The organism is Exilispira thermophila (assembly GCF_055389015.1).
This window is the reverse complement of sequence record NZ_AP042476.1, coordinates 59,241-73,520: the sequence shown is the minus strand read 5'-3', so window position 1 is coordinate 73,520 and position 14,280 is coordinate 59,241. Positions and strand designations below refer to the sequence as shown.

11 protein-coding genes are annotated in these 14,280 nt (G+C 22.5%); 6 read left to right on the top strand and 5 right to left on the bottom strand.

Annotated features, from left to right (window positions below):
* The first annotated feature begins 144 nt into the window (after window positions 1-144).
* A complete protein-coding gene (locus tag ACZ5EC_RS00325) occupies window positions 145-903 on the top strand; it encodes a phosphorylase family protein (protein WP_464302981.1) in 759 nt (252 codons plus the stop codon).
* A gap of 127 nt (window positions 904-1,030) precedes the next feature.
* On the opposite strand, the gene ACZ5EC_RS00320 is transcribed toward ACZ5EC_RS00325, so the two are convergent.
* A complete protein-coding gene (locus ACZ5EC_RS00320) occupies window positions 1,031-3,283 on the bottom strand; it encodes a methyl-accepting chemotaxis protein (protein ID WP_464302980.1) in 2,253 nt (750 codons plus the stop codon).
* A gap of 448 nt (window positions 3,284-3,731) precedes the next feature.
* Here ACZ5EC_RS00320 and gpmI point away from each other — a divergent pair, with 448 nt between their 5' ends.
* Window positions 3,732-5,303 carry a 2,3-bisphosphoglycerate-independent phosphoglycerate mutase gene (gpmI, locus tag ACZ5EC_RS00315; protein WP_464302979.1) on the top strand — a complete coding sequence of 524 codons (1,572 nt, stop codon included), beginning with the start codon at window positions 3,732-3,734 and terminating at the stop codon, window positions 5,301-5,303.
* Between the two features lie 8 nt (window positions 5,304-5,311).
* On the opposite strand, the gene ACZ5EC_RS00310 is transcribed toward gpmI, so the two are convergent.
* Entirely contained in the window at window positions 5,312-6,358 is a 1,047-nt protein-coding gene (locus ACZ5EC_RS00310) for a hypothetical protein (RefSeq protein ID WP_464302978.1), read from the bottom strand.
* 295 nt (window positions 6,359-6,653) lie between these two features.
* Here ACZ5EC_RS00310 and ACZ5EC_RS00305 point away from each other — a divergent pair, with 295 nt between their 5' ends.
* Window positions 6,654-9,338, top strand: coding sequence for an adenylate/guanylate cyclase domain-containing protein (locus tag ACZ5EC_RS00305; RefSeq protein ID WP_464302977.1), 2,685 nt, complete (start codon window positions 6,654-6,656; stop codon window positions 9,336-9,338).
* A gap of 67 nt (window positions 9,339-9,405) precedes the next feature.
* On the opposite strand, the gene ACZ5EC_RS00300 is transcribed toward ACZ5EC_RS00305, so the two are convergent.
* From ACZ5EC_RS00300 to ACZ5EC_RS00290, 3 genes are read right to left on the bottom strand one after another with little or no spacing between them, the layout of a single operon-like run.
* Window positions 9,406-11,076, bottom strand: a complete 1,671-nt coding sequence (locus tag ACZ5EC_RS00300; protein WP_464302976.1) for a hypothetical protein — start codon at window positions 11,074-11,076, stop codon at window positions 9,406-9,408.
* Between the two features lie 21 nt (window positions 11,077-11,097).
* On the bottom strand, window positions 11,098-11,418 hold the full coding sequence (locus ACZ5EC_RS00295; RefSeq protein WP_464302975.1) for a hypothetical protein: 321 nt from the start codon (window positions 11,416-11,418) through the stop codon (window positions 11,098-11,100).
* Window positions 11,419-11,473: 55 nt separating this feature from the next.
* Window positions 11,474-12,304 (bottom strand): HAD hydrolase-like protein, encoded by an 831-nt coding sequence (locus ACZ5EC_RS00290; protein ID WP_464302974.1) that lies wholly within the window; start codon window positions 12,302-12,304, stop codon window positions 11,474-11,476.
* Between the two features lie 63 nt (window positions 12,305-12,367).
* Here ACZ5EC_RS00290 and smpB point away from each other — a divergent pair, with 63 nt between their 5' ends.
* The 3 genes from smpB (at window position 12,368) to ACZ5EC_RS00275 (ending at window position 14,043) form a co-directional block, all read left to right on the top strand.
* Window positions 12,368-12,847: an SsrA-binding protein SmpB gene (gene smpB, locus ACZ5EC_RS00285; RefSeq protein WP_464302973.1), complete on the top strand. Its 480-nt coding sequence runs from the start codon at window positions 12,368-12,370 to the stop codon at window positions 12,845-12,847.
* A gap of 25 nt (window positions 12,848-12,872) precedes the next feature.
* Window positions 12,873-13,334 carry a universal stress protein gene (locus ACZ5EC_RS00280; protein WP_464302972.1) on the top strand — a complete coding sequence of 154 codons (462 nt, stop codon included), beginning with the start codon at window positions 12,873-12,875 and terminating at the stop codon, window positions 13,332-13,334.
* Window positions 13,335-13,518: 184 nt separating this feature from the next.
* Window positions 13,519-14,043 carry an HIT family protein gene (locus ACZ5EC_RS00275; RefSeq protein ID WP_464302971.1) on the top strand — a complete coding sequence of 175 codons (525 nt, stop codon included), beginning with the start codon at window positions 13,519-13,521 and terminating at the stop codon, window positions 14,041-14,043.
* The last annotated feature ends 237 nt before the right edge of the window (window positions 14,044-14,280 follow it).

The window sequence follows — 14,280 nt, the reverse complement described above, 5'->3', positions numbered from 1 at the left end:
CTTTTATACAATTTAAAAGTAACAACTTGTTTTTAAATTATTTATTTTATTTAAATGCTTTAATTAATTTTAACCATTTTAGTGGAAATTTAAAAAAAATAACTTATTTTAAAGTTAGTTAAAATTGATAAAAAAGGAGTAAACATGGCTTTAAAACCAATTCATATTGAGGCAAAACCTGAAGATATTGCAAAAGTTGTACTAGTTCCAGGAAATCCTCAGAGAGCTGAGTACATTGCTAAAAAATTCTTTTCAAATCCTAAACTATATAATGAATATAGATTAATGTATGGATTTACTGGAAAATATAAAGGATATGATATTTCAGTACAAACTTCTGGAATGGGAACCCCATCTTTTTCTATTATAGCAGAAGAATTAAATATGTTAGGTGCAAAAACTCTAATCAGGCTTGGTACAGCAGGTGGGTTGCAACCAGAACTGAATATTTCAGATATTGTTATTGCAACTTCAGCACATTCTTCCCATGCAATTTTTAGCCAGAGATTTAATGGAGCTTCTTTTTCAGCTGTACCTGATTTAACATTATCTTATAAATTATATGAAAAAGCATTAGAAAAAAAATTCCCTGCTCATACTGGTAGTATACTAACTTCGGAAACATTTTATGAAGAAGACACAAAACTTGTTGAAAAATTTGCTGATTATCACACATTAGCTGTTGAAATGGAAGCTTACGCATTATTTGGTATTTCAGCTAAATATAATTTAAAATCAGCATGCATTGTTACAATTTCAGACCTTTTATTTAAATATGAAAATAATAAAAGAATTTTTGCACCACACAGAGGTGATAAATCCCAGATTGCTAAGGGTGTAGATTATATGACTGAACTAGTTCTTGATACAATTATAGAAAATTATGAATATCTCAGTAAGTAATATAAAAAAAGAACTAATATAATAATAATAATATTATCTATAATTTAACTTTTATTATATTTTCTTAATTTTATTTATATATTTTTACAATTTTTGTATTTCGATTTTAAATTTATTACGTGTTTTATTAATTGTTTTTATTATTTTTATTATGATCAATCATTTTTTTTATATTCTCATTACCATTTATTTTACTTAATTTATTTTTTTCATTACTGATTTTAAATTTTCCAGTAAGTGAATTTAACATTTTAATTTCATTATTATTTTGATTGGTTGCATTATTTACTTCTTTAACAATCTCATCAATTTTGTTTAATTCTTCCCAGATATTATCTAATTCTAATTTTGTTTTTTCATTTAAATTCACCATATTTTTAATTGATATAATTATTTGTTGTGATCCAATATTCATTTCAGAAGACCCAGATTTCACTGATTGTGTAATTTCATTTAGTTGTTTTAATGAATCACTAATTGTTAAACTATTTTCATTTTGAATTTTCATATGCTTATTAATTTCTGTTATTACATTTTTTAAATCACTTATTTTATAAAACATTGTTTCAAAAGATAATTTTGATTCTTCAGAAAATTCAACAGCTTGTTTTACTAAATTTATAATTTCTTTTAAATATTCTCCAATTTCTTTTGATTGTTCCGAAGCTAATTCTGCAAGTTTTCTTATTTCATCAGCAACAACTGCAAACCCTTTGCCAGCTTCTCCAGCATGGGCAGCTTCAATTGCTGCGTTCATTGCTAAAAGATTTGTTTTAGAAGATATATTTTCAATCATCTTATTTGTTTCAATTAAATTTTTTGATTGAACAGATATTTTTAAAATTATTTTATTTACATTTTCTAATTTTCCTTTTCCAATCTTTGATATATCATCCAAACCACTAACAGAATTAGAAGTACTATCAATTTTTTCTACAATTTCATTAAATCCCTCTATCATTTCTTCAACAATTTTAGAAGAAGAATTTACAGCACTTGTTTGTGTTTTAATTAATTCAGTTAAATTTTCTATATTTCTTGTCATTTGCTCTATAGCTGCAGATGTTTCTGTAACTGAAGCCATTTGATCGTTAAATACATTTTTCGTATTTGATATAGAATTATTTATATTATATGAAGCTTGAGTTAATTCTTTTACTTTTTTATCCAGAATAAACGAAGAATTTTTCAATTCATTTGAACCACTGATAATTCCCTCAATTAAAGTTCTTAACTTTTCGACTGTTTTATTTAGATTATAATACAAAAATCCAATTTCATCTGATGATTTAACCACAACCTTTATATCTAAATTACCATTTGCAATTAAGCTAAACTTATTTGTAAATAATTTTAAAGGATTAAAAATATATTTTTTCATCAATAAAGTTAACAGGAATATAATTAATAAAATTGATATAATAAATATTAAAATAATAATTATAAGAGAATTATAAAATTCTTTTAAATCACCTGAAATATCAACTGTATAAACAAAATAACCAACAACTTTATTATTAAAATCTTCAAGAGGGATATAAGAGATTAATAAATTACCTTTTCTAATAGTATAAATTGAATGGTCTTGTTTCACCTTTTCAAAAATAGTTTCATCAGCAACATCCTGAGGTTTAGAATTTTTATTTATGCTTGAAGAAAAATAAACACTTCCATATTTCTCTTTAAAATATTTATTAATATTTTCTTTGAAAAAAATGTTTTCTGCTGATTTTGCATCTATAAATATTAAAAAATTTTCTTTTCGCTTATCAACTTTGATTATATTTATAACATCAAATGGCTCAAAAAAAACTTCAACTGAACCTATATATTTTCTTTTATTATCGAATATAGGAGAAATACCTCGTAATGCGAATCCACCTTTTCCAATTTCTATTGCCCTAATTGGTTTTTTAGTTTTATAAACATTTAAAATTGTAAATCTAAACCAGCTCAAATCATCAAACCTTTTATCAGACCAAACCCTTAAAAAACTTCTGGCTGGAGGTTTATGAAAATGAACTTTCAATATTTTGATTTCTGAATTTTTTACTATTGTATTAATTATAGGTTCAACTTTATTTTTAAGATACATACTTCCTTTTTTTTCATCTTCCATTTCATATGCTTTTTGCACTTCTGGAAGTTTTGAGAAAAAGGAAGCCAATTCTAGCCCTTGTTTTTCTAAATTTTTAATAAGTGATTCTATAAAAATGCTTTTCTCTTCAATTTTTTTTTCATTGTTTTTATTAAGTGTATTTATACTATAATCCCAAAATAAAAACCCTATTCCAATAGTTGCAAAACTTAAAATTAAACTTAAAATTAAACTAATTTTTGTTGCTAAACTCTTTTTTTGTTTAAATTCAAATTTCTCCACTATTACCCTCTCAAATATTTATTAATTAAATAAAAAAAAATAATCTATTTTTATAACTTTAACCTATAATACTTACAATATTCATTTAATTCACATATAACAATAATTATATTATTTGTTACTAGCAAATATTGATTATTATTATGCAATCATCAATATTCTCTTAATTTTATTGTAAATCATATTTCTAATTTGTAAAATGATTTCTTTCTTAAAAACTTATTTTAATTTTTTTAATATCTTGATTTTTATGTTATTTTAAATTAGATTATTATAAATTGTTGGTAAAATAAAATAGATAAAGGGAATATAAAAATAGTTAAAATATTAATTTATTATATAATGAAAAAAGACTAAAATATTAAATTATAAATTAAAATGTCTTAGTTGTTAAAATAATTATAATATTAAAATAATTATAAAAAATATTTTAAAATTGGAGAGTAAGATGAAAATTAAACCTTATTTACTTTTAATTAGAGATGGATGGGGATATAGTGAAAGGAAAGAATTTAATGCAGTTTATGCATCAAATCCAATTAATCATATCCATTATATAAAAAACTACCCCACTGAATTTATCAATGCCTCAGGATTGTGGGTTGGATTACCTGAAGGCAATCAGGGGTCATCTGAAGTTGGCCACCTCAATATGGGAGCAGGAAGAGTTGTTTATCAAAACCTTGTTAAAATTAATAAAGATATAGAAGAAGATAAATTAAAAAATAGAACCCCTCTTCTAAAATTAGTTGAACATATTAAAAAATATAATGGTAAAATTCATATATATGGATTGGTACAGGATCAGGGTGTTCATGCTCATACTAATCATCTAATTGGTTATTTAAAAGCATTAAAATATAATGGAATAAAAGGGGAAAAAATTTTAATCCATGTAATATCAGACGGACGTGATACTCCTCCTCAATCTACAAAAATATATATAAAAGTTCTTGATGAGTTTATAAAAAAAGAAAACTATGGAAAAATTGTTTCTATTACAGGAAGATACTATGCTATGGATAGAGATAATAGATGGGAAAGGGTAAAACTTTTTTATAATTTACTTACATCAGGGGAAAGTGAGAAACCTGCTTTTGATGATGTTTATAAAGCTGTTGATGATGCATATAACTGTGGGGAAAATGATGAATTTATTAAACCTCGCATTATAAAAGGATTTGAAACAATAAAAGATAATGACGCTATTTTATTTTTCAATTACAGGTTTGATAGAGCAAGAGAAATAACTAAAGCATTTGTTGAAGATGATTTTAACCAGATTCCTGTAAAAAATATTAGAAATCTTTTCTATTTATGTACAACAGAATATTATGAAGATGTTAAAAATTCAAAAAGGGCAAAAGTTGAGGTTGTATATCCACTTGAAATTTTAAAAAATCTTATGGGTGAAGTTATTTCAAAATTGGGTTTAAAACAATTAAGAATTGCTGAAACTGAAAAATTTGCACATGTTACTTTTTTCTTCAATGGGCAACAGGATATTGTATTTGAAGGAGAAGATAGAATTTTAGTACCTTCTCCTAAAGTTGCAACATATGACCTGCAACCAGAGATGTCTGCATATATAGTTACTGAAAAATTGTTAAAAGCTTTAGACAAAAATATTTATTCATTTATAGTTCTAAACTTTGCAAATCCTGATATGGTTGGTCACACTGGAAATTTTGAAGCAGCAGTAAAAGCATGTAAAGTTGTTGACGAGTGTGTTGGAAAAGTTGTAAACAAAGTTTTAGAAAAAGATGGTGTTGTTTTTTTAACATCAGATCATGGTAATGCAGAAACTATGGTTGACCCAATTACAGGGGAACCTCAAACTGCACATACATCAAACCCTGTGTGGTTTACAATTATCTCAAATAGAGAAGAGTTGCAAAAAGATAAAATTAGAATAAAAAAAGATTGTAAACTAGCTGATATTTCTCCAACTATTTTAAAAATTATGGGTTATGACATTCCTGAAGAGATGACAGGAAATATTATGATAGAAAAAATATAATTTTAATTTTAAAAATGTGGACCAATTTCAAATAGATAACTAAATAGTTTTTTGTTTATGAAATAGGTTCCATAAATCCTGAAATCTACAATTAAAATAGGGATAATTAACCCAATACCAGCAGTTTTATAAAAGTTATCTAAAGATAAAAATGAATTAAAACTAATATTTTTATTATGTCCCTCTGTTATTCCCATATCAAAAAATAAAACTATCCCTGCATAAACAGAAAAAGAAAAAGATTTTAAAAAATTTTTAAAATAAATTTCTAAATCATTATTAAAAACACTTTTAAAATAGCCATCACCAAAATATGAAGGAATTCCCCTTATAGCACCACCAATTGCAGCTGGATTTGATATTCCCCCAATTCTTGCTAATGCATCCACAGGAACTGTATTTCCATTTAGATAATCCACTATTAATCTATTATTTAAAGTTAACCCAATAAATTGGTTATCAAGAAGTATAGAATAATGTGTAATTGAAGTTGAAATTCTAAAAAAAGGATAAAATATTTTAAAGTTATTCAAATAGTTAAAAAAAGCATATTCAAAAGAGTTATCTAACTCAAATCCTTTTTTTAGAAAAGAATCTGCTAAAGATAAATTTGTCCATGAAATATCAAAGAAAATTGAATTTTGAAATATTCCATTTCTATCATTTAAATTGTTTAATGCAAATAAAGAATCAGAGGAATAATCATAAGAAATTACTCTGGTTTTTAAAAAAGTATCAATATTTAATTTGTTAAACATTGCACTATAACCTAATTTAAAATCTGCATTCCACATTTCCAATTTTGTACTCTCATTGTATATATCCTGAACAATATTAAAACTTGAATCTCTAAAATAAGCAAAAGATTCATACCCTCCACCAACCCATAATGTAATATTATCTCCAAACATGAAAATAACATCTGTTCCCCATATTCTTGGAACTATATTAAATGAGAACAAACTATTATTAAATTCAGACTCCTGTGCTATTATTTGTAAACTTGAAAACAATAAAAATAACAATAATAAAACAAAAATGTTTGATTTTTTCATATAATCCCCTAATATCATTATTGTTTAATATAAAACAATTATATATAATTGATTTATTTTATCAACTAAAATTCAAAGCTATGATTTCCTTTTTTTTAATGAAATAAAATGATTTTGATTTATATAATTTAATTATATATTTTAATTATAAATTTAACTATACAATTTAAATTTTTGTAATTGGAAAATTAAATTTTAATAATTTAATAGTATTTAAAATTGGAAATTAGTAGTATTTAAAAATTAATAGTCTATTAAACCATAATAGGTAAAAACAATAAAATAAAGGGTAGATTTGAAAGCGGAAAGTTTAAATATTAAATTTGGTGATAAGCGATACATCACAGGGCTTTTTCTTGATATAGTTGATTTTACAAAATTTTCAGAAGATCTTGACCCTGAAGAAGTAGATGATATTATTAACCTTTATTTTAATCTTTTTGCAAATATAATTGAGCGTAATGGTGGTTGGATTGAAAAATATATTGGAGATGCAATATTTGCTGTATTTGGAAAAGATGTTGCTTCTACTTTAGACCCATATAGAGCAAGCTTGTCAGCTTTACAAATAATTGATGCTTGTAAAAAGTTAAATAAAAAAAATAAATATGAAATTAATATTAGAATTGGAATTCACTCAGGTCTTGTTGCTAAATCTAAAAGAGGATCATTCGAAGTATTGGTCGGTGACACTGTTAATACTGCATCCAGAATTCAACATCTTGCTAATAATAATGAAATTTTAATTTCTTCCAGTATTAATGATAATATATCTGAATTTTTCATAACTGAATTTAAAGGAATGTATAATGTAAAGGGGAAAAAAGATAAATTGTACATATTCAAACTAATTGGTAAAAAAAAAGATATAGATAAAATTGTTCCTTCTAATCTAATATTTAAAAGAACTGAATTAAAAGAATTCTTAAAATTTTATATTAAAAATATTTTTCCTATATCAATTTTTGGGCCTAAAAAATCTGGAAAAACTTATTTTATATTTTCAATTTACCATACATTAAAGGAATTGAAAAATAACAATATCCTTTTTGTAAGTTTTAATCCTATTGAAAAAATAGATTTACCCCTTTTTTATAAAAAAATATCATTAGAATTATCAAATTACTTACAAACCTCCTTTCAAATTAACATTTTAAACCAGGATAATTACAATATAAATCTCAATATGGTAAAAACTAAAATATTTAAAATTATGGATAAAATGGAAAATTTTATAATTTTAATTGATAATCTCAATGATTTTTCAACTAATCTATTGGAATTTTTAAAAAGCGATGAATTTTTAAAATTTATTAAAAACAAAAATATATCATTGGTTATTTCATCATTTAAAAGTATTTATAGTAATAATATTTATTTAGGAAATATGACTATTTCTGAAATCTCTTCTTACATTAATTTTAATTTGAAAGAAACAATAGCAACTTCCATTGAAAATAAAATAATTGAATTCTCAAATGGAAATATTGGGATATTAACAGATATTTGCAATATTTATAAAAATAACAAAAAAATAAATTTTACTTCCACTGTTGAAAATCTTTATCTTGAAATAATTGACAGGCTTGATGAAACTGCTAAATTGATTTTATACATTATATCACTCTCATTTTATCCAGTATCAAAATTAGTTTTATTTAAAAGCATTTTATATTTTGAAAAGATTAGTTATCAAAAACTTGATGAAACAATTAATAATCTTATTAAATTAAATCTTGTTAAATTTAATAATTCCAGATTAAATATAGTATCTACAACTGCAAAGGAGATAATCAATAACACAATATTAAAGAAAAATAAAAAATTAATTTATAAAACACTTTTCAACTTTGAAAAAAATAAATTAATTAAATATTTTTATGCCAAACTCTCTGAAATAAATTATGATACTGACTTTAATTTAATTAAAGAAGAAACCCCTATTCAAGAATTTGTAAAAATAATAAACCATCTATTTAAGGAAAATTGTGATAAAGATGAATTAAAGAAATTTATTAATGAAATTCAAGATATTTTTTGCTCTTTATCAATATTATCTCAATACAAAATTGAAATTGATTTACCTGAAATTATTAAACTTTCAGAAAATATAAACATAAAAATACTAAATGAATTCCTTAACAATAATTATTTACCTGAAAATATTGGACAAACTAATTTGCTAAATCAACCTGACATTAATTTGTTATATAATTTTTTATTAAATACAAATAAATTTAATAAACTTGCCACAGTTTATATAAATTCCAATCTTAATAAAAAATATCTATTCACAAATAATTCTGAAGAAAAATTTAAAAATATAGAAAACTTTTATCATGAATTTACCTTTTATCTTTCTTTCTTTTTCCATACAAGATATTTAAAAGTTAACCCACTAAAAGATGAATTTGATGAAACTAATCTAAGATTAAAAATTTCAAAATTTTTTCTATTATGCAGCAAAATTTTATATTTGCTTAATACAAATTTTATTAAACAATACAAAGAAATTTTAATGATGTTAAACAAGCTTGAAAAACTGGCTTTTGATATTGATTTTAAAATTTTTTTTGAAATATATTATTTTTACCTATTTTTAGTTATGTTTTTAAGTAAAAAAATTGAATTTGCAAAATATTTTGAACAATTAAAAAAAGAGATAATATTTTTTAAAGATGAATATCTTTTATTAACAATTGTCAAAAATACAATATTTTCAAACAATCCTGATTATTCTTTAAAAGATTTATTAAATAATCTTTCTATTTCAAAAATAAAACTTCTTTCTATTCCATTTTCAATATATTTGATATTTCTGAATAGTGATATTTTTAATCCTGACTATAACTTTTCTAAATTTTTTAACACATTTTATGTAGAATTTGAAAAAGAAATATTAAAAACCAATATAATAGAAAACTCTTTTTTTGAAAAAGTAGTGTATTCTTTAAAAAAAATTTTTAAAAAACTTATTTAACATTTAAATATTTAACATTTAAAATAAAAGAAATTTAAGAAAACATGTATTTTAATGATTAAAATTATTAATCTGAATTTTCTTTTTTTTGAATGTAATAATCAATTTTTGCTAAATTATATCTTAAATAAAGTTGTTTCTGGAATGTATTGTTTCCATGATAACAATTAACTTCATATTTCAAAACAAACTTATCACTTTGCAAATAACCAACTCTACTTACTTTTAAAAACAGATAAATTAAAAGCTCTTCATTTGAAAAATTATCTATTTTACTATTTGAGTTTATTTTTTGTATAACCTCAACAACTTTGTCAAACTGCTTTTTTGTAATGGGTTTTTCCTTAAAATTCTCTAAATTTTTACAAAATTCATATACCTTTTTTAACTCTATATGGTTGTCAAAAAATATGTTTTTTATTCTTTTTGAAGATAATTCTTTACTCGTTCTATCATAAAAGTTTAAAACTATTTTTCTAAAAAAATAATTATCCTCAAGGTCTTTAAAATTATCTAAAATCAGTGATAATGGAAACATTAAAGAAATAGGATAAAAATTTCTTTGAACTAAATTGATCAATATTTCATTTAAAGTCTCTTTTTTTTCATATATTTTTTCAAATACACTCCTATAAAGGCCATAAAAAGTATTATTGACATTTTTGAACAATTTTTTTAATTCCAGGTAATATTCATAAGAAAGATCAAAATTCTCATAATAGGTTATTGATATATATTTTGTTAACATAAAAATTAAAGAAGCAAATTCTCCAAGCTCTTTTTTCCTTTTTAGTGATTTCAATGAAATTGCTTTTACTAAAGAATAACGCTTTTTTCGTAAATATATTAAGGTTAATCCTGCATAAGATTGAGTTAATTCTCTTTCATCATTAATATTTGCATACATTTTTTCAATTATTGAAAAATATTCCATTGCTTTATCAATATATCCAAGTTCTGCATATACCAATGCAATATTATTGTTGTACTTCAATATATTTTCATGCTCCCCTGCTTGAATTCCTTCTCTTAAAGATAATAAAAAATGTCTCTTAGCATGATTGTAATAACCAAAAAAAAGGTAAACAATTCCAATAAAGTTGTTTAATTCAGCTTTTACTTTATTATTTTTTAAATATTTTTTATAATCTTTCCTCAATGATTTCATTAAAATTTTAATGTTATTTATTATTTCAATTACATTTTCATTAAATAAAAAATTAAGATTGTAATAAATAAAAGTTTCAATGAGTTGTAATATATCATTTTCCTGAACAATAATATTAACAGGGTTTTCATTTTGATCAGCAATTCTTCTAACAAAGTTAATACTATTTTCAGATAAAATTTGTAGCTCTTTAAAAACTAAAAGATCACTTTGTGTTATTTTAGATTTAAGTTTTAAAATTACCTCTTCAGACAGAGATGCACATTTTTTAAAATCACCAATTCTATATAAATATTTACAATATAGTTTGTATAAATTTAGAACATCATTATCTTTTCCCAATCTAATTGCAAACATTATTGTTTTTTTTATATATTTGTCAAAATCTTTAAACTTAAAAAGATTCCTTTCAATATAAACAATAAATTTCAATATGGAATATTTATCATTATCTGATATTTTATATTTAAACTCTTCAAATAAAGCTTTTAAATATTTTAATCCATCTTCTTTATTGATAGATATTAATTTTGAACCAAATTCAAGTTTATGCTTTAATTCTGCATCCATTCAAGATACCTTAATATCGATTTAGCTAATAAATGCCATAACATGTAAAAACTGGAAAATACTGATAAAGTGAATCATAAAATACATATAATCTTTTTTTCTATCTTGTTTTATTAATAAAAATAAAATAGTTAAACCAAGAGTAATAGAGGAAAGAATCATTTTCAAGTTAGATATATTTTTTATATATCCAAAAATAATCCCTAAAAATAATATTTGACATATTGTTGTTAATGCCATTAAAACTTTATCTTTTTTCCCTCTAAAAATTATTATTCCTATAACAGATGATATAGTTAAAATTACAGAAGTAAAAAAATTAATACTAACCGGGAAATCCATTATTTGCCTCCTAAATTTTTTAATTTATTTTTCTTAAATTTTATACATGTTTTTTTTAACTTATTATATATTTATAAAATTCTTCAATAGTATAAAAAGATAATATTTTATTCTTCTTTAAAAACTTATACAGAACAAGTAATTTATTACAACTATTTTTGTTTTTATTAGAATTTTTAAAAAATTTATCGTTTTTTCTAATATTATTACCTTGCATATTTTTATCTGAAGTTAATACATTTTGGTCTATACTCTTTGTATCATTATAGTATATATCCTCAGAATCTTTATCGTTTTTATAAATATAATTATTATAATGTACTTCAATATTATGTGTTATTTTTATAAATGGTAAATCAAGTAATTTTGCAGCTTCTTCATCTCTATCAGAATCTCCAATATAAATAGAATTATCTTTCCCTGTATATTCAAGACACTTTTTAATTATATCAATCCTTTCTGTCTCTTTTGAACATGGAAACAACTTTTTAAAATATTTTAAAAGCTTTGTTTTTTTTAATTTAACCAATGCACCTTCGTAAATATTTCCTGTAACCACATATAAACTAACCTTACACTCTTCTAAAGTCTTTAATAACTCAAAAACATTTTTAAATATTATCCAGTCATTTTTTTTGGTTTCAAAATGTTGGGCAAGTAACTTAGAATATTTTTTTTTAAATATTTTCCATTTATCTTCATCATACTTAATATTATAAATTTGAAGTAGTTCATTATACACCTGAAAATCTATCCCTCCTTTAAAAACAGGATCATGAAAATTTTTTATATTATGGACTTCTTCAAAAGCTTTTAAAAATGATTGTTTTCCTCCACCACCTGTATGAAGCAAAGTACCATCAATATCAAAAATTAAATTTATCATATTGATTTTCCATTAAATTACTTTATTTTAGTTAAAAAAGTAATTCAAATCAGGAATAAGTCAATGCAAAATAAAAAAGGGAATAAAAATCAAAATAATAAATATAAAATTGTTATTAAAAACAAAAAAGCTTATCATGACTATTTTATAATAGAAAAAATTGAAGCTGGTATTGTGCTTGTTGGTACAGAAATTAAATCAATCAGGAATGGTAAATGCAACTTTAAAGATTCTTATGCAAGAATAACCAAAAATAAAGAAGTTTTTTTATATAATTTTCATATTTCTCCATATGAAAACCAGGGATATATAACACATGACCCTGATAGACCAAAAAAATTATTACTACATAAAAAAGAAATTAACAAATTATGGAAAAAAGTCACTTTATCAGGGTATACTCTGGTTCCACTCCAGATTTACATTAAAGAAAAATATGCAAAAGTTGAATTAGCATTGGTAAAAGGGAAAAAGACTTATGATAAAAGGGAAACCTTAAAAAAGAAAGATATAGAAAGACAGATTGAAAGAAAATATTTTTAAATTATCCTTTAATCAGGAGGAATTTATGAACATTTCAAAAATTTTAATCCCAATAGATTTTTCAAATATTTCTACCCACCTTATAAAATTTGCTATAGATTTTGCAGATAAATTTGATGCACAACTTTTTTTCATACATGTAATTGATGAAAGAACTTTATTTAACACTAATTATAATTATTTTTATCCAGATTTTATTCCACCAATTACAATTGATCAAGAATTTATTGATAAATTAAAAAGTTCAGCATCAAAAAAAATTGATTCTCTTTTAAACGATTATAATAAACATAATAGAAAAATTACTAAAATTATAGAACTTGGTATTCCAACATCTGTTATAATGGAATCAATTGATGAATTAAATATTAACCTTATTATAATTGGAAACCAGGGATTAACTGGTTTACAACATCTATTTTTAGGTTCAACATCTGACTATATTGTGCATCATGCTAAAATTCCTGTTCTTGTTGTGAAAGTTTAAAATTAAAATAAAATAAACTTCAAATATAAAGTTATATTTTTATTGATAATAAATTTTAGGAAAATATATTAAAATAAAAAAATAAAGGTTTAAAAAAATTATTAAATAATATTTTAAAATGTGAATTGTTAAGATATATAATATATAAAAACAATTAAATTTTAAAACAATTTAAGGTAATAAAATGTTTGATAAATATGTTTATCCATTTAAAAAACAGGAATATTTTAAAGGAAAAAAGCCTGAAGTTGACTGTATTTTATGTGAAATTATAAAAAATAATCCAGATGTTATAAATTTAAAAATATGTGAAACCTCTTTAATATATTGCTCTGTTAACCTTTATCCTTACAATAGTGGTCATACCATGATTTTCCCAAAAAGACATATTACTGACATCAGAAATTTAACAAAAGAGGAAGAATGTGAAATATGGGAACTTGGAAAAATTATTATGGATTTGCTGGAAAAATTATATAAACCAACAGGTTTTAATATGGGATTTAACATAGGGAAATTTTCAGGTGCATCAATTGATCATATCCATTTACATATTATCCCAAGATACCCAAATGAATTAGGTATAATCGACCTTATTGGCGGTGCCAAAGTTTTAATTGAAAATCCAAAAGTTACTCAAAGAAAATTACAAAATGAGCTTAAAAATTATTTAAAAAATAATAAAATAGATTTTGAAATTAGGTTTTAAAAAATAGAATTGATTCTATCATTATTAAAATTTTTCTCGCTAGGTTAGTTATGTAAAATATTATTACAATCTTTTTAACATAAAAAGAAAAATAAAGTTTTTAATCTTTAAGTCTTTGACAACTAACAATCGTTCGAAAAATTTTAATAATAATAGATAATACTTTTTTAATTTATTTAATTAAATATAATCATTCTTATTTTTTAAATATTTTCCCTGCCACAGATTTTTTTTCTC

Bases quoted from the DNA above. Each gene is read 5' to 3' on its own strand.
- ACZ5EC_RS00295 (WP_464302975.1), bottom strand. From the start codon at position 11,418: ATGGATTTCCCGGTTAGTATTAATTTTTTTACTTCTGTAATTTTAACT.
- ACZ5EC_RS00300 (WP_464302976.1), bottom strand. From the start codon at position 11,076: ATGGATGCAGAATTAAAGCATAAACTTGAATTTGGTTCAAAATTAATA.
- ACZ5EC_RS00310 (WP_464302978.1), bottom strand. From the start codon at position 6,358: ATGAAAAAATCAAACATTTTTGTTTTATTATTGTTATTTTTATTGTTT.
- gpmI (WP_464302979.1), top strand. From the start codon at position 3,732: ATGAAAATTAAACCTTATTTACTTTTAATTAGAGATGGATGGGGATAT.
- ACZ5EC_RS00290 (WP_464302974.1), bottom strand. From the start codon at position 12,304: ATGATAAATTTAATTTTTGATATTGATGGTACTTTGCTTCATACAGGT.
- ACZ5EC_RS00325 (WP_464302981.1), top strand. From the start codon at position 145: ATGGCTTTAAAACCAATTCATATTGAGGCAAAACCTGAAGATATTGCA.
- ACZ5EC_RS00280 (WP_464302972.1), top strand. From the start codon at position 12,873: ATGAACATTTCAAAAATTTTAATCCCAATAGATTTTTCAAATATTTCT.
- smpB (WP_464302973.1), top strand. From the start codon at position 12,368: ATGCAAAATAAAAAAGGGAATAAAAATCAAAATAATAAATATAAAATT.
- ACZ5EC_RS00275 (WP_464302971.1), top strand. From the start codon at position 13,519: ATGTTTGATAAATATGTTTATCCATTTAAAAAACAGGAATATTTTAAA.